The organism is Pseudomonas psychrophila (genome assembly GCF_001043005.1).
Lineage (GTDB): Bacteria > Pseudomonadota > Gammaproteobacteria > Pseudomonadales > Pseudomonadaceae > Aquipseudomonas > Aquipseudomonas psychrophila.
This window is the reverse complement of the sequence record NZ_JYKZ01000003.1, coordinates 127967-148683: the sequence shown is the minus strand read 5'-3', so window position 1 is coordinate 148683 and position 20717 is coordinate 127967. Positions and strand designations below refer to the sequence as shown.

The 20717-nt window shown below is 56.2% G+C and carries 23 protein-coding genes; all 23 read right to left on the bottom strand.

Annotation, left to right across the window (positions count from 1 at the left end):
* Window positions 1–49 precede the first annotated feature (49 nt).
* Entirely contained in the window at window positions 50–838 is a 789-nt protein-coding gene (locus tag TU76_RS09775) for a protein phosphatase CheZ (RefSeq protein ID WP_019828846.1), read from the bottom strand.
* A 20-nt stretch (window positions 839–858) separates the two neighbouring features.
* Window positions 859–1230 (bottom strand): chemotaxis response regulator CheY, encoded by a 372-nt coding sequence (locus tag TU76_RS09770; protein ID WP_019828845.1) that lies wholly within the window; start codon window positions 1228–1230, stop codon window positions 859–861.
* A 202-nt stretch (window positions 1231–1432) separates the two neighbouring features.
* Window positions 1433–2173, bottom strand: a complete 741-nt coding sequence (gene fliA / locus TU76_RS09765; protein WP_019828842.1) for an RNA polymerase sigma factor FliA — start codon at window positions 2171–2173, stop codon at window positions 1433–1435.
* Entirely contained in the window at window positions 2173–3000 is an 828-nt protein-coding gene (gene fleN, locus TU76_RS09760; protein WP_016781547.1) for a flagellar synthesis regulator FleN, read from the bottom strand. The genes fliA and fleN overlap by 1 nt, the downstream gene beginning before the upstream one ends.
* A 119-nt stretch (window positions 3001–3119) precedes the next feature.
* Window positions 3120–4436 carry a flagellar biosynthesis GTPase FlhF gene (gene flhF, locus TU76_RS09755; protein WP_019828840.1) on the bottom strand — a complete coding sequence of 439 codons (1317 nt, stop codon included), beginning with the start codon at window positions 4434–4436 and terminating at the stop codon, window positions 3120–3122.
* An 11-nt stretch (window positions 4437–4447) separates the two neighbouring features.
* Window positions 4448–6577 (bottom strand): flagellar biosynthesis protein FlhA, encoded by a 2130-nt coding sequence (flhA, locus tag TU76_RS09750; protein WP_019828839.1) that lies wholly within the window; start codon window positions 6575–6577, stop codon window positions 4448–4450.
* Window positions 6578–7055: 478 nt separating this feature from the next.
* Window positions 7056–8012 carry a fimbrial protein gene (locus tag TU76_RS09745; protein ID WP_048654686.1) on the bottom strand — a complete coding sequence of 319 codons (957 nt, stop codon included), beginning with the start codon at window positions 8010–8012 and terminating at the stop codon, window positions 7056–7058.
* Window positions 8013–8212: 200 nt separating this feature from the next.
* Window positions 8213–8749: a fimbrial protein gene (locus TU76_RS09740; protein WP_231984111.1), complete on the bottom strand. Its 537-nt coding sequence runs from the start codon at window positions 8747–8749 to the stop codon at window positions 8213–8215.
* Window positions 8750–8776: 27 nt separating this feature from the next.
* The gene (locus tag TU76_RS09735; protein ID WP_048351558.1) at window positions 8777–9256 is read right to left on the bottom strand and encodes a fimbrial protein; all 480 of its coding nucleotides are present in this window, start codon (window positions 9254–9256) and stop codon (window positions 8777–8779) included.
* 13 nt (window positions 9257–9269) lie between these two features.
* On the bottom strand, window positions 9270–9782 hold the full coding sequence (locus tag TU76_RS09730) for a fimbrial protein (RefSeq protein WP_231984112.1): 513 nt from the start codon (window positions 9780–9782) through the stop codon (window positions 9270–9272).
* Window positions 9775–10362, bottom strand: a complete 588-nt coding sequence (locus tag TU76_RS09725) for a fimbrial protein (protein ID WP_037032763.1) — start codon at window positions 10360–10362, stop codon at window positions 9775–9777. Before TU76_RS09725 ends, TU76_RS09730 begins: the two co-directional genes overlap by 8 nt.
* On the bottom strand, window positions 10355–11116 hold the full coding sequence (locus TU76_RS09720; RefSeq protein WP_048351557.1) for a fimbria/pilus periplasmic chaperone: 762 nt from the start codon (window positions 11114–11116) through the stop codon (window positions 10355–10357). The genes TU76_RS09725 and TU76_RS09720 overlap by 8 nt, the downstream gene beginning before the upstream one ends.
* The gene (locus tag TU76_RS09715; protein WP_151121054.1) at window positions 11113–13692 is read right to left on the bottom strand and encodes a fimbria/pilus outer membrane usher protein; all 2580 of its coding nucleotides are present in this window, start codon (window positions 13690–13692) and stop codon (window positions 11113–11115) included. The genes TU76_RS09720 and TU76_RS09715 overlap by 4 nt, the downstream gene beginning before the upstream one ends.
* The gene (locus TU76_RS09710) at window positions 13693–14235 is read right to left on the bottom strand and encodes a fimbrial protein (RefSeq protein ID WP_048351556.1); all 543 of its coding nucleotides are present in this window, start codon (window positions 14233–14235) and stop codon (window positions 13693–13695) included.
* An 81-nt stretch (window positions 14236–14316) separates the two neighbouring features.
* A complete protein-coding gene (locus TU76_RS09705; protein ID WP_048351667.1) occupies window positions 14317–14850 on the bottom strand; it encodes a fimbrial protein in 534 nt (177 codons plus the stop codon).
* A 430-nt stretch (window positions 14851–15280) separates the two neighbouring features.
* Window positions 15281–16417 (bottom strand): flagellar biosynthesis protein FlhB, encoded by a 1137-nt coding sequence (gene flhB / locus TU76_RS09700; RefSeq protein WP_019828828.1) that lies wholly within the window; start codon window positions 16415–16417, stop codon window positions 15281–15283.
* A 6-nt stretch (window positions 16418–16423) separates the two neighbouring features.
* Window positions 16424–17206, bottom strand: a complete 783-nt coding sequence (gene fliR / locus TU76_RS09695; RefSeq protein ID WP_019828827.1) for a flagellar biosynthetic protein FliR — start codon at window positions 17204–17206, stop codon at window positions 16424–16426.
* Window positions 17207–17476, bottom strand: coding sequence for a flagellar biosynthesis protein FliQ (gene fliQ / locus TU76_RS09690; RefSeq protein WP_019828826.1), 270 nt, complete (start codon window positions 17474–17476; stop codon window positions 17207–17209).
* A gap of 3 nt (window positions 17477–17479) precedes the next feature.
* Window positions 17480–18223: a flagellar type III secretion system pore protein FliP gene (gene fliP, locus TU76_RS09685; protein ID WP_019828825.1), complete on the bottom strand. Its 744-nt coding sequence runs from the start codon at window positions 18221–18223 to the stop codon at window positions 17480–17482.
* Window positions 18223–18663, bottom strand: coding sequence for a flagellar biosynthetic protein FliO (gene fliO, locus TU76_RS09680; RefSeq protein ID WP_046810411.1), 441 nt, complete (start codon window positions 18661–18663; stop codon window positions 18223–18225). The genes fliP and fliO overlap by 1 nt, the downstream gene beginning before the upstream one ends.
* The gene (gene fliN / locus TU76_RS09675; RefSeq protein WP_019828823.1) at window positions 18664–19128 is read right to left on the bottom strand and encodes a flagellar motor switch protein FliN; all 465 of its coding nucleotides are present in this window, start codon (window positions 19126–19128) and stop codon (window positions 18664–18666) included.
* 58 nt (window positions 19129–19186) lie between these two features.
* Window positions 19187–20155 carry a flagellar motor switch protein FliM gene (gene fliM, locus TU76_RS09670; RefSeq protein WP_019828822.1) on the bottom strand — a complete coding sequence of 323 codons (969 nt, stop codon included), beginning with the start codon at window positions 20153–20155 and terminating at the stop codon, window positions 19187–19189.
* A gap of 9 nt (window positions 20156–20164) precedes the next feature.
* Entirely contained in the window at window positions 20165–20656 is a 492-nt protein-coding gene (gene fliL, locus TU76_RS09665) for a flagellar basal body-associated protein FliL (RefSeq protein ID WP_019828821.1), read from the bottom strand.
* Window positions 20657–20717: the final 61 nt, after the last annotated feature.

Below are 20717 nucleotides of genomic sequence, written 5' to 3'. Positions count from 1 at the left end.
GATATAGGCCCGCGACGCCAGGCAACAGCGCCCGCACGTCTATCGAGTCCTAAAAACCTAAACTGGACAGCAAATCGTCAACATCATCCTGACCGGATACGACGTCATTACGTGTATCGGCATGAATCTGCGGACCTTCACCCTTGGCCTGGTTTTTTTGCGAATTATTTTCAGCGCGCAGTGCATCACGGTCGTGTTCGATGCCGGCAAAGCGGTCCACCTGGCTGGCCATCAGCACCAGCTTGAGCAAGTTGCTTTCAACGTCGGTGACCAGTTGCGTCACACGCTTGATAACCTGACCGGTCAGGTCCTGATAATCCTGAGCCAGCAAAATGTCAGTGAGGTTGGCAGACACGACCTGGTTTTGCTCTTCACTACGCGTCAAAAAACTGTCAACTCGACGCGCCAGCTCACGAAACTCCTCGGCACCGATTTCACGGCGCATGAAGCGACCCCAGTCGGCACTCAAGGCCTTGGCGTCCTGCCCCAGGCCGTTGACCAGCGGCGTGCTGTTTTCCACCAGATCCATGGTGCGATTGGCTGCCGCTTCGGTGAGTTTCACAACATAAGCCAAGCGTTCAGTGGCGTCTGTGATCTGCGACACTTCTTCGGCTTGCGGCATGCTCGGGTCAATATGAAAATTGACAATCGCACTGTGCAGTTCACGGGTCAGTTTGCCGACTTCGCGATACAACCCGCGATCACGGGTCTGGTTAAGTTCGTGAATCAGCTGCACTGCATCGCCAAACTGACCTCTTTCAAGGCTTTCGACCAATTCGTGAGCATGTTTTTTCAGGGTCGACTCAAAATCGCCCTGTGTGGATTCTTTATGCTCCATAGCGCCCCCAAGGCAACCGATCAACCGATGCGATCAAAGATCTTCTCGATCTTGTCTTTGAGTGCGATAGCCGTGAACGGCTTGACCACATAACCGTTAACACCGGCCTGGGCCGCTTCGATGATCTGCTCACGCTTGGCTTCAGCGGTCACCATCAGCACCGGCAAGTGCTTGAGTTTTTCGTCTGCACGCACGTGGCGCAGCAGCTCGATACCGGTCATGCCGGGCATGTTCCAGTCGGTCACCAAAAAGTCGATGTGACCCAGATTGAGGATCGGCAACGCCGTGATGCCGTCATCCGCCTCGACCGTGTTGGTGAAACCAAGGTCACGCAACAGGTTTTTGATGATCCGCCGCATCGTTGAAAAATCATCAACGATGAGGATTTTCATGTTCTTGTCCAATTCGACCTCCAAGCAGTCTTAAACGCGTCCGGTCTGGGGACACGCCATTCAATCAATTCGTTTTCAAACACCGCCAGAATCGACTGTGGGAGCGAGCTTGCTCGCGATGCTGGCGGCGCGGTTTTTCTGATTCACCGTGTCGATCCCATCGCGAGCAAGCCCGCTCCCACAATAAGTACGCGTGTTCCCGTCAGTGCGCTCGCCACTGGCTCAAGCGTGCACGCAGTCGTGCGGCGCACTGGCTGTGCAACTGGCTCACACGGGACTCGCTGACCCCCAGCACTTCGCCGATTTCCTTGAGGTTCAATTCCTCGTCGTAATACAGCGCCAACACCAGTCGCTCACGCTCGGGCAGATGGGCAATTGCATCGGCCAGTGCGCCCTGGAAGCGCTCGTCTTCAAGGTCACGCGACGGCTCCGGGTGAGCACTTGCGCCATCCTCATGCAGCCCTTCGTGTTCACCGTCCTGCAACAAGTCGTCAAAACTGAACAGGCGGCTGCCCAGGGTGTCATTCAAGATGGCGTAATAATCATCAAGGCTTAACTGGAGTTCGGCTGCAACTTCATGATCTTTAGCGTCACAACCGGTTTTTGCTTCAATTACCCGAATTGCGTCACTGACCATCCGTGTATTGCGGTGGACAGAACGCGGGGCCCAGTCGCCTTTTCGCACTTCATCGAGCATTGCGCCACGAATGCGAATCCCGGCATAGGTCTCAAAACTCGCGCCCTTGGTCGCGTCGTATTTGCCCGACACCTCAAGCAATCCGATCATTCCGGCCTGGATCAGATCGTCCACCTGCACGCTGGCGGGCAAGCGCGCCAACAGGTGATAGGCGATGCGCTTGACCAAGGGGGCGTAGCGCTCGATCAGCTCGTACTGGCTGTCACGCGACGCCTTGCTGTACATGCGATAGCCGCTGGCGGTCATTAAAAGCGCCCCCCTGCTTGCTGCACCAGACGCTCGACAAAGAACTCCAGATGCCCGCGGGGGTTGGCGGGCAACGGCCAGGTGTCAACTTTCTGTGCGATGGCTTTAAACGCAAGGGAGCACTTGGAGCGCGGGAACGCTTCGTAGACGGCCCGCTGTTTTTGTACGGCCTTGCGCACGCATTCGTCATACGGGACGGCGCCCACGTACTGCAGGGCCACATCCAGAAAACGATCGGTGACCTTGGTCAGCTTGGCGAACAGATTGCGCCCTTCCTGCGGGCTCTGGGCCATGTTGGCCAATACCCGAAAGCGGTTCATGCCGTAATCGCGGTTGAGCAACTTGATCAGCGCATAGGCATCGGTGATCGACGTCGGCTCGTCGCAGACCACCAGCAGCACTTCCTGGGCGGCGCGCACAAAGCTGACCACCGACTCGCCAATCCCGGCCGCGGTGTCGATCACCAGCACATCCAGATTGTCGCCGAGGTCACTGAATGCCTGGATCAGTCCGGCATGTTGCGCCGGGCTCAAGTGCACCATGCTCTGGGTGCCCGAGGCCGCGGGCACGATACGAATCCCGCCCGGGCCCTGGAGCAAGACATCGCGCAGCTCGCAACGCCCCTCGACCACATCGGCCAGGGTAAATTTTGGGGTCAAGCCCAACAGGACATCGACGTTCGCCAGCCCAAGGTCCGCGTCCATCAACAGAACGCGCCTGCCCAGCTCGGCCAAGGCGATGGACAAGTTGACTGACACGTTAGTTTTACCGACGCCACCCTTGCCGCCGGTCACTGCGATCACCTGTACGGGATGCATGCTGCCCATGATCTTTTTTTACCTTGTCTTACTTAGACGCGGCTACATGCGTTGGCTGCCCGTTCCCGAATGGAACAAAACCTTCAGACCATCAGATGTAGGTACATTGCAACGTAATCTTGACTACCTCAACCTACCCGCTTGGGAGGGCTGTGGTAGATATCAGCGAACATATCGGCCATGGCTTCTTCGCTGGGTTCTTCCTGCATTTGCACACTCACTGCGCGACTCACCAACTGGTGACGACGCGGCAGGTGAAGGTCGTCCGGAATCCGTGGACCATCGGTGAGGTATGCCACCGGCAGCGCGTTACTGATCGCCAGGCTCAACACTTCGCCCAGGCTCGCCGTTTCATCCAGTTTGGTCAGGATGCAACCGGCCAGCCCGCAACGCTTGTAACTGAGGTACGCCGCCGTCAGCACCTGTTTCTGGCTGGTGGTGGCTAATACCAGATAATTTCTGGCCTTGATCCCGCGCCCCGCGAGGCTTTCCAGCTGCAGGCGCAACGCCGGATCGCTGGCTTGCAAGCCAGCAGTATCCACCAGCACCACACGCTTGCGCACCAGCGGCTCAAGGGTCTGGCCCAACGACTGACCGGGGGCCACGTGGGTCACCGGGACGTTAAGAATCCGGCCCAGAGTCTTGAGTTGCTCCTGAGCGCCAATACGAAAGCTGTCCATGCTCACCAGCGCGATATTCTGCGCGCCGTACTTGAGCACATAACGCGCCGCCAGCTTGGCCAGCGTGGTGGTCTTACCCATCCCGGCAGGACCGACCATCGCGATCACACCGCCCTCTTCCAGCGGCTCCAGCTCAGGTGTGGCAATCATGCGCGCCAAGTGCGCCAGCAACATCCGCCACGCCTGACGCGGCTCTTCGATACCGGCCACTTGCGCCAGCAGATCTCGGGACAGCGGTCCGGACAGGCCGATACGCTGCAGGCGACGCCACAGATTGGCTTGTGCAGGCTTGGCATCCTGCAACTGGCTCCAGGCCAGCGAGCCCAGCTGCACTTCGAGCAACTCGCGCAAACCGTTGAGCTCATGACGCATGTTGTCGAACGCGCGCTGATCAATCGTCGGGGCGGCCGGCGCAGGCGCAGGGCGCGGTGGCTCTTCGAGCGTCGGTTCAATCAATGGCTCGGCGGCGGTCAGCGGCAGACCGGCAAACAGCTGACGGTTATCGCCCGCCTCGCCCTCACCGCGCAGACTCAACTCGGCCTGGGCCGAGACAATCCGCGACTGGGTCTTGCGCAGCTCTTCTTCGAGCTCAATGTTCGGTACACGGGGTGCCAGCGCGGACAGCTTGTAGTCCAGGGCCGCGGTCAACTCAACGCCCCCGGCAATCCGGCGGTTGCCAATGATGGCGGCGTCAGCCCCCAGCTCATCACGGATCAGCTTCATGGCCTGACGCATATCGGCGGCGAAAAATCGCTTCACTTGCATAAACCAAACCCTCAGCCGTTAGGGCCTACTGTCGCAACGATCGTGACCTGCTTGTTGTCAGGGATTTCCTGGTAAGCCAGTACATGCAGGTTGGGCACCGCCAGACGGCCAAAGCGCGAAAGCATCGCGCGTACCGGGCCTGCCACCAACAGGATCACTGGATTACCTTGCATCTCCTGACGCTGAGCCGCGTCAATCAACGAGCGCTGGAGCTTTTCTGCCATGCTTGGCTCGAGCAAAACGCCCTCTTCCTGGCCTTGTCCGGCCTTCTGCAAACTATTGAGCAATATTTGTTCCAACCTTGGCTCCAAGGTGATCACAGGCAGCTCAGACTCAACTCCTACAATGCTTTGCACAATGGCGCGCGACAAGCCGACCCGTACAGCGGCAACCAAAGCGGCAGTATCTTGACTCTTATGGGCATTATTCGCGACGGCTTCGGCAATACTGCGGATATCGCGCACCGGTACCTGCTCAGCCAGCAAGGCCTGCAATACTTTGAGCAGTTGGGACAGGCTCAGCACGCCCGGCACCAGTTCTTCGGCCAGCTTGGGCGAAGACTTGGCCAACAACTGCATCAACTGCTGCACTTCTTCATGACCGATAAGCTCATGGGAGTGTTTGTACAGAATCTGGTTAAGGTGAGTCGCCACTACGGTGCTGGCGTCCACTACGGTATAGCCCAGCGATTGCGCCTGGCTGCGCTGACTGACCTCAATCCACACGGCTTCCAGACCAAAGGCCGGGTCTTTGGTGGTAATGCCGTTAAGCGTGCCGAATACCTGCCCCGGGTTGATCGCCATTTCGCGATCCGGGTAGATCTCGGCCTCGGCCAGAATAACCCCCATCAACGTCAGCCTATAAGCACTGGGAGCCAAGTCGAGGTTGTCGCGGATATGCACGGTGGGCATCAGAAAGCCCAGGTCCTGGGACAGCTTTTTGCGCACGCCCTTGATCCGCGCCAACAGTTGGCCACCCTGATTGCGGTCAACCAGCGGGATCAACCGATATCCAACTTCCAGGCCGATCATGTCGATGGGCGTCACGTCATCCCAGCCCAGCTCCTTGGTCTCTTGGGCGCGGGCAGGCGATGGCAGCAGTTCCTGCTGGCGCTTGACCTCTTGCAGGGCCTGAACCTTGACCACGTTCTGCTTTTTCCACATCAGGTACGCCACGCCACCGGCCACTGCGGCCAGGCTGAGGAAGGAGAAGTGCGGCATGCCCGGCACCATCCCCATCACGGCCATCAGGCCTGCCGACACAGCCAGCGCCTTGGGCGATGCGAACATCTGACGATTGATCTGCTTGCCCATGTCTTCTGAGCCAGAGGCGCGGGTCACCATGATCGCGGCGGCAGTGGACAGCAGCAGAGAGGGCAGCTGCGCCACCAAACCGTCACCGATGGTCAGCAAGGCATAGACCTTGCCGGCTTCGCCGAAGGTCATGCCGTGCTGGAAGATACCCACGGCCATACCGCCGATCAGGTTGATAAACAGAATCAACAGACCGGCGATGGCATCACCGCGTACGAATTTGCTGGCACCGTCCATCGAGCCGTAGAACTCGGCTTCCTGGGCAACTTCCTGACGGCGCATCTTGGCCTGGTTCTGATCGATCAGGCCGGCGTTGAGATCGGCATCGATGGCCATTTGTTTACCGGGCATGGCGTCGAGGGTGAAACGCGCGCTCACCTCGGAAATACGCCCGGCACCTTTGGTCACCACCACGAAGTTGATGATCATCAAAATCGCAAAGACCACGATACCAACCACGTAGTTACCGCCGATCACCACTTCACCGAAGGCCTGGATCACCTTGCCTGCGGCCGCGTGGCCTTCATGACCGTGGAGCATCACCACCCGGGTGGAAGCCACGTTCAGGGCAAGGCGCATCAGGGTCGCGACCAGCAAAATGGTGGGGAAAACAGCAAAATCCAGTGGCCGCAGCGCATAGACGCAGACCAGTAGCACCACAATCGACAGCGCGATGTTGAAGGTGAAGAACACATCCAGCAAAAACGGCGGAACGGGCAACATCATCATCGCCAGCATCACCAGCAACAACAACGGCACACCTAACTGCCCCTGGCCCAAGCCGGCCAGACCGCTGCGCGCGGTGTTGATTAACTGAGAGCGATCCAAGGACATTGCGTCAAACCTTTAGCAAACTTTTGACGCCATGCGCGCCGTAGAGCCTGCCTCTGCAAGAAACCTTCCAACTTTGGCCACTCGTTCAAGCATGGCCGATTTGGCCAAGGGTTTCGGAGTGGGCCATGAGTCACGCTCAGCGTGACGCACAGCTAATTGACTCGGCTTTGGCTCAGCCTGTACTGCGGCCGATCGTTCAATTACCAGCAGTTGTGGGGGTGAGATCCTGGTAACACGGCGCATGAACGGATCGTTTAATCGAACGTGTTTCCAGGTTAAATCCGACTGTCGGGGTACGGCATTTCTAGTGCCCTGCCTCACAAGTACTGATCCTTTTTTGACGAGTGGCTGTTATTGCCAGGCAAGGCGCAGCGACGACTCATAGCTAACTATGGGCAGGAGCGGCAACGCAGTATGGCAACAACAGATGCCGTTAAAAGAGGATCAGTATTTGCGAGATAAAACACTAGGTTCAAGGTAGGCCCATTATCAGCGTCGCACTGCCCGTAAAAGGCCCTGCGGCAGGCAAGCTGCCGGGTTTTCGAATAAGTGCAAAAGTCACACCGTCCCTTCCCGAGCTATTGGTGATAGTCCCTGCGAATGAGCCGCCCGGAGGTACTAGCGCACGGGTACTGGTACGGTACATGACAGTCGCGAGATCAGGATTACTCATCACAAGGCCACCTGAGAAGAACGAAGAGGCACTGCCCATCAATGTGATTTTGATGGGTGAGGAAATCCCCGCATCAGGGCATGAATAGATCAGTACGAAATTTTTATTATTTGGCGTAGCCAGTGGATTCGCCCCGACCGCCAAGGGATCCACCGAACCGAAGTCCACATTAATAGGCGCATTATTATTAATCGTGCAGGTGGACGGGTTCAAATTAAGTGAATGACGCGCATACACATTCACAAAGGTCACAAAGTTCCGAAGTGTCGAGCCGTTCAAATAAGTGCGTACCCTTAATCTGACAGTAGCGACAAGCGCCCCGGACGAGATTCTAACGTATCTGCCCGGCGCTCTTACAATATTGAGATATGGCCGCCCCAGCACACTCACGAGGGGCTCATTTCGCTGCACGGAGAGAACAATACCGGCCCTCACAGGTGTCGGATAATAAGTACCCGTCACATTCAATCCACCCTCAGCAAAATAACCAGGTTGCGGATACAGCATCATCGTATCGGGGTCGGTCAGCACTTGCTCGTAAGGATCAAAAGGAAAAGTCGTTTGCAATCCATGCCTGCATTCAAACGTGTAACCATCCAGAAAAACTTTTGCAGCTGCAAGGTTCGGCACAAGATTGACATACGCGTTAAATCCATGCCTTTCAGGATTTACCCAGTTGCCACCATTCAATCGGCATTCCGTTGCACTGACGGCTTGCATCAGCAGTAAAAAAAGCAGACCCATCAGATACTTCATATACATCCCTCCGCTATAAAACAGCCCTTGCAGCTGTGCATATTTATGGGCGTAGCCCGATGCAAAAACCGAACTACAGCAAATACCTCAGGCTTTATTATTTGATTAACAACGATCCGTGGCTTAACTTTGGTCGATACCTTAAATGCAATCATGTAGCCTGATATTTAATAAAACAGCACCCTAAAATCACTACTCTTTTAAGGGTAGGCTAATGTAAATGTCGAAACGGCCGTAAAGTGTCCGGCCACTATCGTTTGATTAATAATGGCTTGCGGCTCCCCCTGCAAAAACACTTTAAAAGCAATGACATTGGCGCCATTACTCAATGCCTGCTTACCACTGGCGATATTTAACGGCAACGGTGAGCCCGCAAGTGTTTCTAGCCCCAGCGCCACTCCTTTCTCAGGGCTTGCGTCCAGCGCCAGCAAGCCCGGCAGCTTGGTGTTCTCGATGCCGCTAAAGGTAGTCGTCACAGCGTCACTGATACTGGTGTCGCACTCTTCAAGGCGGATCTGAAAAGTCTTGCCGACCGTCCGGGTATTTAGATAAAGCTCTGCGTTAGTGACCGCCTCCAGATCAATCGCCAACGCCTCGTCGCCCGCCTTGATCCTGCAGGCTGCCGCAACCAATGCGCCCTTGAGCGTCAAGTTGCTCGCCGCCACGCCATCATCTGACCGCATCAAGGACACACCCAGCAGCAGCACGATCACAGCAGGTTGCCAGCGCTTACTCATGCTCCCGGCTCGCATGGGATGCCCTCCTTACTCGTAAAATGCCAGCAGAACTGCTGTGGCCGTAAAATCGCCTTCACCCAGCGTTGAGCCCGACCTCTTGACTGGAACCACCTCCAGTACCGGTGGACTTGACAGGCTAATTGAAAGCTTAGTGTTGAGCACAAATGCCAGGTTATTTCGCAGTACCTTGATGCCAAGATCAGGAACACTGGACTGCACGGCTGAAGAGTCAAAACTCGTTGCCGTACCCGTCAACATCAAGTTCAGCCCCCACGGCAGAGTGCTGGAAGTGCAAGTAATGGTGTAATTCAGCCCTTTGCGGTTCTTGACCCCATCGACACTTTTGACACTTATATCCCCAAAGTCGACAGCAATAGTGGAACCACTGTTTATGGTGCAGGGCGGCGGCTCTACCAGGGTGCCACTAAACGTGAGGTTGCCCATTGCGTTAGTGCAAAAGCCAAGCATAGACACTGTTAAAAGGGCAAATCGTTGCTTGAATCTCATCAATATGTCTCTCTTATCGCAGTGCAACCACTAAGGTAGCCGCTGCAGAAAATGACCCGCCCGTGAGCGTGCTACCGGTTTTTTTGACGAGATAAGCCTTCACAACCGGCAGGGCGGGATAGGTGAAGTTCACGGTTTTATTGAGGGGCCAGGTAACACCCCCAACAGTAAAACTGATGCCGAGATCACTTTTACTGGTACCCAGGAACGCACTGTTAAACCCGGCGCCAGTTCCCTTTAATTCCAGGGTCATAAAGTTGGTTGGCTGCGGTCCGCATGTGACGGTATAAGCCACTGTTTGGCTGTAATTAACGCCGTTGATCCTGGTGGTCAGAAGGCCGGCTCCAAAAGGTACATTCAACGTGCCCCCTGCGTTGACCTTGCAGGGTGGAGGCATAAGGACGACCCCCTTGATGCTCACACTGACGTCCCCCCATGCAACCTGACAGCACATCGACAACAGGCCGCCCACCGCAATGAGTGCCCGCCAATGCTTTAACTGACTCATCGTTGCGCTTTCATTCATAGACAAGCCTGAAATCAACGGCCGCCCGAAAGGCGCCATTGCCCAGCGCAGCCGAAGTGCGCACAGGCTGCACGTGCCAGGTCTGTGTGTCGTTGCCATGCTGCATAAACAAAGGCTCGCCGCGACTGCCCAAAGCTACGTTCCGGCCAAGGGCATCGGTCAGGAGTAGCCCCATCCCGGTTACCCCCCTCACCTTGACCAGCCTTGAGTCATCCGCATCGGCTGGCGCCACAAAGGCAACCGATACCACCGGCTGATAGGCACTCCACACCAGATTGCCAGTGCGCTCACTCTGAATACTGCCCGAAGCGCGCTGGCAGTCGACAAAGCGCAACTGGAAAGCCACAGGCGTTCCCTGATCGCCAGGGCGCAGCAGCTGGCTGCGAGATACAGTCCCCAGGTTTACCTCTTGATAGGCCGAAGGCATGTCCACGGCACAGGGGGTGTTGTGCAATTCGCCAATAACATCCAGCACTCCACTCATGCCGTCGACCGCCTCGGCCCGGGCCTGGTGGATACTCGACGCCAGTAGCCAGCATGACAGGGTCGTGACCGTACACACACCTCGCGCACTACTCATTGACTGAGGACGCCGCCACGTCCACCTTGCAGGTATTGCCTTCGCAACTGAAAACCAGAGGTGGGCGACCGCCGTAATCATTTACATAGGTCAGTCGCGGTTTAGTACCAAGCGCAGCCACACTCCCGCCCAGCTTTAGCGATTCTTTTGGTGACAGCATAAGGGGCTCGAAACCCGTCACGGTTTCTGCCTCCTTACTGCGACGGGCATCAATCAGGGTGACGTAGTACGGAGTGGGGTTGTTGACTTGATACTGATCCCCCACAAGGGTGAGGGTCAGTTCCTCCTGCCAAGGTGCAGACCGCTCTTGTCGGCTCTGAACTAACGCGGCAGGACGGTAAAACAACTTGATTCGGGTTTGCAGGGCAATCTGCAGGCTGTTGGTCTTTTCACTGCGCGGAGGAATTTCGCGCAGGTTGAAGTAATACACCGACTCCCTGTCCTGAGGGAGCGACTGGACTGCAGGTAACGACTGGACTTTTACCTGACTGTTTTTACCCGGCTCCAGACGCTGGACGGGTGGAAGCACGATCAGCGGCGAGGTGATCTTGTTGCCCTGTTCATCTTCTATCCAGCCTTGGGCCAAATAAGGCAACTGTGTGTTGTTATTGGTGATGCTCATGCTGACGGCTTCTTTGTTGCCATCAAACACAACCCGGGTGCGATCAAGACCAATGGCTGCATTGGCGTTGTTGATCAGGCACATGGCCACAAGGGCAGGAACCGAGAGTGCAAAGCTGAATATCTTGATCATGAAGGTGTGATCTCTGTGTTGGTAAGCCGGATCCCCGATGCAGGTGCAGCGTTGTCAGGTATCAGCATCTGGCAGGGCAGATCCAGGGTGGTGGCCAAACCGTCGTCCGGTAAATTGGCAGGCATTACCAGCGTGCAACGCTCTGCCCCCCCCCAAGAGACAACCATCATTCCCCCAGGCCGGATGCCGCTTAGATAGACACTGCCACCGTCATTGATGATGCCGGTCTCCTGCTGTTTTTCATTCTTCACCGTGCCACCAAACGGCGGCACGCGGCCATCGGACAGGCGCAGCACAACCATGGCCTTGTAGCCGGCAATCACATCCAGCGTGCGATAGCCAATGGCCCCGTCCGTCAGGGTCAATTGAGTCACGGACTGAGCCGCCTCGACATTGGCCGGCAGACTTTCAAGGTCAATACTGGCTGCTGTACGCAAGTAGCTGTTGACGTCAGGGATCACTGCTTTGCCGAAGGCATTGCTGCGCGTTGGGTTGCCATAACCGCGAACGGGCACTCCCGGAACACCGCTGGTGTCGACCATCAGTCGAGTGCCGCCCGCTCCTGCGCTTCGATGCCCCGCACCCCCGTACGGTGTGAGTGTGGCGCCGCCTCGCGCAGACATGCCAAGGCTGGTGTGGTTGTTTTCTTGTCGACTGGCGCTAAAGGTCAGATCAGCCTGATCAGCCTGATCAGCGGTATGACTTAGATAACCGCCAATGGAGGTGTTACTGACTGCCAACTGATAGTGGTTGCGTTCATCCACCTGATCGCTGAAGCGTGCCGAATACGTACTTTTATTCTGCGAATTGTTGGCACTGGTGGTTAAAGTGCCGGATCTGCCAAGGGGAAGAGTGAGTGACAGATACATCCCGGAATTATTATTTTGCGTACGAGTACGCTGGTTGTGTTCCTGATTTCGAAACAGGTTCAATGAGAGATTGATGTTCTTGACCGACCCCGCATTGAAATAGCGCGCCAACGACACGTTCCAGCGGTTGCTGCGCGGGCGATCCCAGTAGGACTGGTCGGTGTAGGTCACATAAGCGGAGAGGCCAGCCTCTCGAAAATGCTTGTTGAACGTTGCGGTGTAGAGCGATTTGCTGCCGCCCACACGCTCGCCGTAGCGTCGCGCATCCAGGTATTCGCTCATGCTCAGGTAGTTTTTCTCGGAAAACCGGTATCCCGCGAAGGTGACCTGGCTGTCGTATTCTTCAAATTTTTTCGAATAACTCAGGCGGTAGGAGGCGCCGGACAACGTATCGTCCTGCAGGGTGGCGCTGGCTCGCGAAGCATCGAATGAAAGGGCACCAAACGCCAGCAGATCGCGGCCTACACCGAGGGAAAAAGCCTTGTAGTAGCTGTCACTGATACCCCCTCCATATACTGACCAACCATTGCTCACACCCCAGGAAAACTCCCCCGCACCAAAGACACTGCCCTGCCCTCCATCATGCAGATAGGACGGCCGACCGGTGGCCAGCTTGTAGCGCACAGTGCCGGGGCGTGTCAGATAGGGAATACTGGACGACTCGACCTTGAACGTATTGACACTGCCGTCCTGCTCTTCCACGCGGACATCCAGAGTGCCGGTGACGGCATCGTTCAGATCCTGGATGCGGTAGGGGCCGGCCGCGACCAATGCCTCATACAGCACACGGCCTTGCTGGCTGATGATGACCTTGGCATTGGTTTTAGCTACCCCGACGACTTCTGGGGCATAGCCTCGCAAGTTGGGAGGTAGCTGACTGTCATCCGAGTTGAGTGCGGCGCCGGTGAAACGGAAGCTGTCGAACAGGTCCGAATACAGGTAGTTTTGCCCCAGCGACAGACGTGCCCCGAGTGAGGGAACAGCGCGATAGGCGTAAAAGCGACTCCACTCAAGGTTCTTCCTGCTATTGACGGCCTCATCTTCAATACGACCCTGCCAATCAGCCCTCAGCCGCCAAGGGCCTGCGTTGGCACCGAAAGTACCATTGCCGGTCAGGTCGGTTCGGCTGGCAGTGTTTCTTTGATTGATGGACTGTGCCGTAAGGTTGTAATCAACCAGCAGGCCAGGTACGCCTTCATCCCAACGTGAAGGCGGGTCCCAGTTCTGAGCGTTGTACTCCAGATAGGCCTGGGGCACAGAAATATAGAGCGTAGATGTACCCAGATCGCCGCTCACTTCCATCCCCGCAAGGCTGCGAATATCCAGGCACGTTCCCTCCTTCCACCAGGAGAGTTCCGTCAACTTGTTTTCCTTTAAGCCCAACTGGCTTGCCAGATTGGATGACAAGCAGGCCTGGCTGCCTTTGGGATCATCGTCCGGAGGATAAAAAGTGATGCGCTGTTCAGGCAGCACCAGCGTGTTCACCTGTACTTGCATTGGATAAGTACCCGGCAAGATAAAGCCGCTGCGCGAGAACTGAGACAAGTCAATATTGGTGCGATCGTTCAGGTCGAGAATATCGGTATTGAATTGGATGTCTTCTGCGGCCGACACTTCACAGGCAATCGACATCAAACTACTTAATACACTGGTATGCAGAATTGTCTTCGCAGTTGAAAAATCTCGTAATGCAAGCAACCCATGCATTCAAAAATACTCCAGTCTGAATCGCAACGCGGTGCGGTGAGATCCAACAACCATGGGGCGGCCATTGCCAACCAATTGCAGGGAGTAACGTAATTCTTGGTGATTTTCGGTCAGGGCGATGAGTGACATCGGGACGCCCGGTATACTTTCCTGCCCTTGCACATCGGTTATGCGCAGGGCCATACCACTTGAAGTACCTAATGCTGCAAAGTGACGCCCGCTAATGTCAGTCAACCCGTCAAAGGTCACTCTTACATGCTGCCAATCGGGCAAGTAGGCACCAGGACGATCAGGATCGGGACGCGTTAATGAACATTTGACCAGGCGCAATGAAAACACACTGGGCTCACCCGCGTTATGGCGAATAAGGCCGCCCACTGACAAAGGAGTCATATCAATGACTTGATAAGCGCTGCTCGCATCCAGTGCACAAGCAGAATCCAGTATTTCTCCGGCCATGTTGATACGGCCATTACCTTGATTTTCACGCGCTGCAGCAATAGACATCAACGAACTTGTTAACATACCGATAAAACCAGTCATGACTAACATCGTGAGCACTCTCACACCCGACCCCGCTGAAACTTGCCCCGCCACTGAACCGACTGCAACGGGGCAAATAACTTACTTGTAAGTCAAGGAGAAATTGGTCACTGCAGCGAACGCGCCCGGGGTGATGGTTCCCGTGCCCTTACCTCTGAGAAAGGCACTAAAACTCAGGGTGTTATCACCGGCTTGAATAAGTTGCGTCTTGGTTGGTGTCCCCAACGTTACAGCCGTGCCGGAGCCATCGATCATCATGACGCCCGCCCCACTTGCCGTCCCGGTAATGCCCAGCGCACCGGGCACATCGACGGATTCGGCACCTGTAAAGGTGGTCGATACCGTTTTATCGGCAAGACTCGAGGGAGAGCATCCGGTCAATTCAATTTCAAAGACTTTAGGAGTACTTGCACCGCCCGTTTCCAGTTGAGACTTGGCAACTTCACCCAGTGGAACGGTCTGGTCGCTATTGCCCGGCTTGATGGAGCAGGCAGCTTCCAGAATCTCGCCCTCAAACGTGATTGTTCCTGACCCGGCTCCCGCCGCATGAACAACCGATAAAGAAGCAGCCAGCAACGCCATGGAAGCCATGGCCTTTTTAATTACAGCATTCATTAAAGATCCCCTGCACATAAGTATTTGACTCAACATGAAACCTGTAGGGGCCTTCATGTCTATTAAGAGTCCAGAGCATATTAAGTTTGGCAAACGCTCCAAAAAGAGCATTGGAAAACTAACAATTTAACACTCAAGAATATGCAGGAAATTGCCTATTAATCCGAATGGATTTTATTGAAAAATTGAAGGAGCACTCTAGATTCACAGTAGGAAGTTGCTGGTCTCGATAAAAAAACCGCCCCGACAACCCCCTACGGGCCACTCACTTAAAAACATATCGCAAGCAACTGATTATAGTTAACAACACCCGCCTCAACACAGACTTGAATATACACTTCATGTCTATCTTTAAAACAACAACACACTATTATCTTAACACCCACTTCCAGTAAGAATCTAAAGACCTATCACCCCAACCTTATCCACATCACTCATCACGCCTTAAATCCGGCGGAATCGGCAGGTCCTTGAGCGGATCCGGGCGCTTGCCCTTGCCCGCCTGGTGCTGACGGATCTGATACACGTAAGCAAGCACCTGGGCCACGGCCAGATACAGCCCGGCAGGGATCTCTTGTTCCAGCTCTGTGGAGTGGTAGATCGAACGCGCCAGCGCAGGGGATTCAAGCAGCAGGATGTTGTGCTTTTCACCAATCTCGCGAATCTTCAGCGCCAGAAAATCACTGCCCTTGGCCAGCAACATCGGCGCCCCGCCCTTCTCCGCATCGTACTTGAGGGCCACGGCGTAATGCGTCGGGTTGGTGATGATGACATCAGCATCCGGGATCGCGGCCATCATCCGCCGCTGGGACATGTCGCGCTGCAACTGGCGAATCCGCTGTTTGACCTCAGGGCGCCCCTCCTGGTCCTTGTGCTCGTCGCGCACTTCCTGCTTGGTCATCAGCAGTTTCTGATGGCTTTCCCACAGCTGCACCGGCACGTCCACCGCAGCGATCAAGATCAACCCGCAGGCCATCCACAAAGCGCTCCAGGCCACCACTTGCAGGCTGTGAATCACCGCCAGCTCCAGCGGCTCATGGGCGATGCGCAGCAGGTCGTCGATGTCAGACTGCAACACCAGCAAGGCCACAATCAGGATGATGAAGAACTTGGCCAGGGCCTTGAGCAGCTCGACCAGTGCCTTGGCCGAGAACATGCGCTTGATCCCCGCAGCGGGGTTCATACGGCTGAATTTAGGGGCCAGGCTGCCAGCGGCGAACAGCCAGCCGCCAAGGGAAATCGGGCCGACCAGAGCGGCGATCAGCAAGGTGACCAATACCGGTTGCAGGGCGAGCAGTGCGATTTTGCCCGAATGCAGTAAAAACAGGCCCATGGAGTCAGGATTGAGCAGCACCTCGCGGCTCAGGCTGAAGTTGTAGCGCATCAGCTCCATCATGTCCTGCGCCAGCGCACCGCCAAAAATCAGCAAGCCCGCAGACCCGGCCAACATGATGGCCAAGGTATTCAGCTCTTTTGAGCGTGCGATCTCGCCCTTTTCCCTGGAGTCCTTTTTCCGTTTCTCCGTGGGGTCTTCTGTTTTATCGGCACCACTTTCACTCTCTGCCATAGCGGTCTACTTCGCCTGTGCCAGTTCACGTAAAAACTGCAGGGCCTCGGAGGCCAGCGGTTGATACTGGTTGAGAATGTCCGCCATGCTGATCCACAGAATCACCATGCCCAGCACCAGGGTCAGCGGAAAGCCGATGGCAAAAATATTCAGTTGTGGTGCAGCCCGGGTCATGACGCCAAACGCGATGTTGACCACCAGCAACGCCGTGATGGCTGGCAGCACCAGCAGCAGCGCAGCTCCCAGGACCCAGCCCAGTTTGTTGGCGATTTCCCAGTAGTGATTGGTCAGCAACCCACCGCCTACCGGCAATGTGGTGAAGCTCTCGGTGAGCACCTCAAACACCACCAGATGGCCGTTCATGGACAGAAACAACAGGGTCACAAGCATGGTGAAGAACTGCCCGATAACCGCCACGTTCACGCCGTTGGCCGGATCGACCATGGACGCAAAGCCCATGCCCATCTGAATCGCGACAATTTGCCCGGCCACCACGAACGCCTGGAAAAACAGCTGCAACGAAAACCCCAGTAGCGCGCCAATGATGATCTGTTCGGCAATCAGCATCAGGCCGCTCAGATCAAGCGGGTTGACAGTGGGCAGCGGCGGCAGGCTGGGCATGATCGCCAGGGTGATCGCCAATGACAGAAACAGCTTGATGCGCTTCGGCACCAGGGTCGTGCCGATGATCGGCATGGTAGTCAGCAGTGCACCCACCCGAAATAGCGGCAGCATAAAGCTGGCGACCCAGGTACTGATCTGCGCGTCTGTCAGAGCGAGCAGAGACATTTAGCCGATCAACTGCGGAATGCTGCCGTACAACTGCAGGATGTATTCCATAAAGGTCTGCACCAGCCAGGGCCCTGCCACGATCAGGGTGATCAGCATCACCAGCAATCGCGGGAGGAAACTCAGGGTTTGCTCGTTAATCTGGGTCGCGGCCTGGAACATCGCCACCAGCAACCCGACCAGCAAACTGGGGATTACCAGTACGGCGACCATCAGTGTGGTCAGCCACAACGCACTGCGAAACAGGTCAACCGCAACTTCTGGGGTCATGACTCACACTCCGCCGAAACTGCTGGCCAGCGTGCCGATAATCAGCGCCCAGCCATCCACCAGCACAAACAGCATGATTTTGAATGGCAACGAAATGATCAGCGGCGAGAGCATCATCATGCCCATGGCCATCAGCACACTGGCCACTACCAGGTCGATGATCAAAAACGGGATAAAAATCATGAAACCGATCTGGAACGCAGTTTTCAGTTCTGACGTGACAAATGCAGGGACCAGAATGGTCAGGGGTGCAGCATCCGGTGTGGCGATGTCGGTGCGCTTGGACAGGCGCATAAACAGTTCAAGGTCGCTGGTGCGTGTCTGGGCCAGCATAAAATCCTTGATCGGCACTTCAGCCTTGAGAATCGCATCCTGGGCCGAGAGCTTTTCAGCAAGATAGGGCTGCAGGGCGTCGTTGTTCACCCGATCGAACACCGGGGCCATGATGAACATCGTCAGAAACAACGCCATGCCCGTCAGGATCTGGTTGGACGGGGTCTGCTGCAAACCCAGGGCCTGACGCAGGATCGAGAACACAATGATGATCCGCGTAAAACTGGTCATCAGCATGACGAACGCCGGAATAAAACTTAGCGCGGTCATGATCAGCAAAATTTGCAGGCTGACCGAATATTCCTGCTGGCCGTTGGCCCCGGTGCCCAGGGTGATGGCCGGAATCGACAGTGGATCAGCCCCTAACGCCAACGGCGCGACAAGCGCCAACAACAGCGCGACAACTAAACGCATTACGGCTTGTCCTTTTGCTGGCCCATTATTTCCATCAGCCGCTTGGCAAATTCGGGGGTTGCCTGCGCTGAAGTAGCCGGCACTTGCACGGGCTCCTTGAGCACATGCAACGGGGTAATACGGCCAGGCGTCAGGCCAAGCAAGATCTGTTCATTGCCGACCTGCACCAGCACCAGCCGATCCCGCGCCCCCAGGGCCCGGGAGCTGATCAGCTCGATCACTTGCCCCTGGCGCGGCCCCGTTTGCTGGACACGGCGCAGCAACCAGGCCAGGGCAAAAATCAGACCCAGCACCAACAGCAAACCCAGTACCAACTGTGTCAATTGCCCGCCGATGCTGCTGCCCACAACCGGCGCGGCCGCTGCCGTGGCGCCAGCCAGCGGTTCAGCCGCCAGCACGCTTACGGGGAACGCGAGTAAACCGCCGAGAACCCGCTTCACTTAACGCAGCTTCTTGATGCGTTCGCTTGGGCTGATCACGTCCGTCAGGCGGATGCCGAACTTTTCGTTGACCACCACCACTTCACCGTGAGCAATCAGGGTGCCGTTCACCAGCACGTCCAGCGGTTCGCCCGCCAGGCGATCCAGTTCAATCACCGAGCCCTGGTTGAGTTGCAGCAGGTTGCGGATATTGATGTCGGTGCTGCCCACTTCCATGGAAATCGATACCGGAATATCCAGAATCACGTCCAGGTTAGGGCCATCCAGCGTCACTGGCTGGTTGTTGCGCGGCATACTGCCGAACTCTTCCATTGGCAGACGGTTGGGTGCCGGTTTGGTGACCGCATCAGCCGCCAGCAAAGCGTCGATATCTGCCTGGCCAACATCGCCGGTTTCTTCCAGCGCCGCTGCCCATTCATCAGCCAGCGCCTGATCTGCAGCAGTTGTATCGTGTTCGTTAGCCATGGGGTGTCCTCGGCGAGCATTTCAATCATTAGCACAGCAAATTCGTGTGGCCTGACGCCTAGCGTCGACCGATAGGCTCAACCACTTGCAAGGCAAGATTGCCTTTGTGCGAGCCCAGTTTGACCTTGAACGAAGGCACGCCATTGGCGCGCATTACCAGTTCATCTTCCAGCTCGATCGGGATCACGTCCCCGGGCTGCATGTGCAAAATGTCCCGCAGTCGCAATTGACGACGGGCCACCGTGGCACTGAGCGGCACGCTGACATCGAGTACGTCTTCGCGCAGGGCCTTGCTCCAGCGCTCGTCCTGATCGTCGAGGTCGGACTGGAAACCGGCGTCGAGCATTTCCCGTACTGGCTCGATCATCGAGTACGGCATGGTCACGTGCAGGTCGCCGCCGCCCCCATCGAGTTCGATGTGGAACGTAGAAACCACAATGGCTTCGCTGGGGCCGACGATATTGGCCATGGCGGGGTTAACTTCCGAGTTGATGTACTCGAAATTGACTTCCATGATCGCCTGCCAGGCTTCCTTCAAATCGATGAAGGCTTGCTCCAGCACCATGCGCACCACCCGCAATTCGGTGGGGGTGAATTCACGACCTTCAATCTTGGCGTGACGGCCGTCGCCGCCAAAGAAGTTGTCTACCAACTTGAACACCAGCTTGGCGTCGAGGATAAACAGTGCCGTGCCACGCAACGGCTTGATTTTGACCAGGTTGAGGCTGGTAGGCACATACAGCGAATGCACGTACTCGCCGAACTTCATGACCTGCACCCCGCCCACCGCCACGTCCGCCGAGCGGCGCAGCAGGTTGAACATACTGATGCGGGTATAGCGGGCGAAACGCTCGTTGATCATTTCCAGGGTCGGCATGCGGCCCCGGACAATACGGTCCTGACTGGTCAGGTCGTAGCTTTTGACACTGCCGGGCTCGGCAGCTGTTTCGGCCTGTACCAGACCGTCATCCACGCCATGCAACAGCGCGTCGATCTCATCCTGGGACAGCAGGTCTTGCACGGCCATGTCGTGATCCTACTGCAATACAAAGTTAGTAAAGAGCACCTGATCGATAACCACTTTTCCGAGTTCTTTCTGTGCGACTTCCTGCACGCTGGCTGTCGTTTTCTGGCGCAGTATTTCTTGACCCACTGGCGTTGCGAGATCGTCAAAGGCCTGCCCGGAAAACAGCATCACCAGATTGTTGCGAATGACCGGCATGTGCACCATGAGGGCTTTCAGATCGCCAGCATCGCGAGCCTGCAAGGTCACGCTCACTTGCATGTAACGCTGACGGCCATTGGCGGTGTAGTTGACGACAAAGGCCGGGGCCATGGGCTCATAGAGCGCGGGTAATTTGACGGTGCTATCCACTTGCGGCACAGGCTCGCTCTTGGGGCTGTGCATGAAATACCAGGTGGCACCTACGGAAAGACCAATCGCCAGCAGCACAGCCACGACGATCAGGATAATCAGCTTGAGTTTGCCTTTGCCGGCCGGTTCACTTACCGCGTCGCTCGTCGCCATGCCAATAATCCGTCACTATTTGGTTTTCACAGATGCTGGGGTAGGCACAGCAAGTGTTATG

Coding starts and splice junctions, on each gene's coding strand:
- TU76_RS09775 (WP_019828846.1), bottom strand. CDS start 838: ATGGAGCATAAAGAATCCACACAGGGCGATTTTGAGTCGACCCTGAAA.
- TU76_RS09770 (WP_019828845.1), bottom strand. CDS start 1,230: ATGAAAATCCTCATCGTTGATGATTTTTCAACGATGCGGCGGATCATC.
- fliA (WP_019828842.1), bottom strand. CDS start 2,173: ATGACCGCCAGCGGCTATCGCATGTACAGCAAGGCGTCGCGTGACAGC.
- fleN (WP_016781547.1), bottom strand. CDS start 3,000: ATGGGCAGCATGCATCCCGTACAGGTGATCGCAGTGACCGGCGGCAAG.
- flhF (WP_019828840.1), bottom strand. CDS start 4,436: ATGCAAGTGAAGCGATTTTTCGCCGCCGATATGCGTCAGGCCATGAAG.
- TU76_RS09745 (WP_048654686.1), bottom strand. CDS start 8,012: ATGAAGTATCTGATGGGTCTGCTTTTTTTACTGCTGATGCAAGCCGTC.
- TU76_RS09740 (WP_231984111.1), bottom strand. CDS start 8,749: ATGAGTAAGCGCTGGCAACCTGCTGTGATCGTGCTGCTGCTGGGTGTG.
- TU76_RS09735 (WP_048351558.1), bottom strand. CDS start 9,256: ATGAGATTCAAGCAACGATTTGCCCTTTTAACAGTGTCTATGCTTGGC.
- TU76_RS09730 (WP_231984112.1), bottom strand. CDS start 9,782: ATGAATGAAAGCGCAACGATGAGTCAGTTAAAGCATTGGCGGGCACTC.
- TU76_RS09725 (WP_037032763.1), bottom strand. CDS start 10,362: ATGAGTAGTGCGCGAGGTGTGTGTACGGTCACGACCCTGTCATGCTGG.
- TU76_RS09720 (WP_048351557.1), bottom strand. CDS start 11,116: ATGATCAAGATATTCAGCTTTGCACTCTCGGTTCCTGCCCTTGTGGCC.
- TU76_RS09715 (WP_151121054.1), bottom strand. CDS start 13,692: ATGCATGGGTTGCTTGCATTACGAGATTTTTCAACTGCGAAGACAATT.
- TU76_RS09710 (WP_048351556.1), bottom strand. CDS start 14,235: ATGACTGGTTTTATCGGTATGTTAACAAGTTCGTTGATGTCTATTGCT.
- TU76_RS09705 (WP_048351667.1), bottom strand. CDS start 14,850: ATGAATGCTGTAATTAAAAAGGCCATGGCTTCCATGGCGTTGCTGGCT.
- flhB (WP_019828828.1), bottom strand. CDS start 16,417: ATGGCAGAGAGTGAAAGTGGTGCCGATAAAACAGAAGACCCCACGGAG.
- fliR (WP_019828827.1), bottom strand. CDS start 17,206: ATGTCTCTGCTCGCTCTGACAGACGCGCAGATCAGTACCTGGGTCGCC.
- fliQ (WP_019828826.1), bottom strand. CDS start 17,476: ATGACCCCAGAAGTTGCGGTTGACCTGTTTCGCAGTGCGTTGTGGCTG.
- fliP (WP_019828825.1), bottom strand. CDS start 18,223: ATGCGTTTAGTTGTCGCGCTGTTGTTGGCGCTTGTCGCGCCGTTGGCG.
- fliN (WP_019828823.1), bottom strand. CDS start 19,128: ATGGCTAACGAACACGATACAACTGCTGCAGATCAGGCGCTGGCTGAT.
- fliM (WP_019828822.1), bottom strand. CDS start 20,155: ATGGCCGTGCAAGACCTGCTGTCCCAGGATGAGATCGACGCGCTGTTG.
- fliL (WP_019828821.1), bottom strand. CDS start 20,656: ATGGCGACGAGCGACGCGGTAAGTGAACCGGCCGGCAAAGGCAAACTC.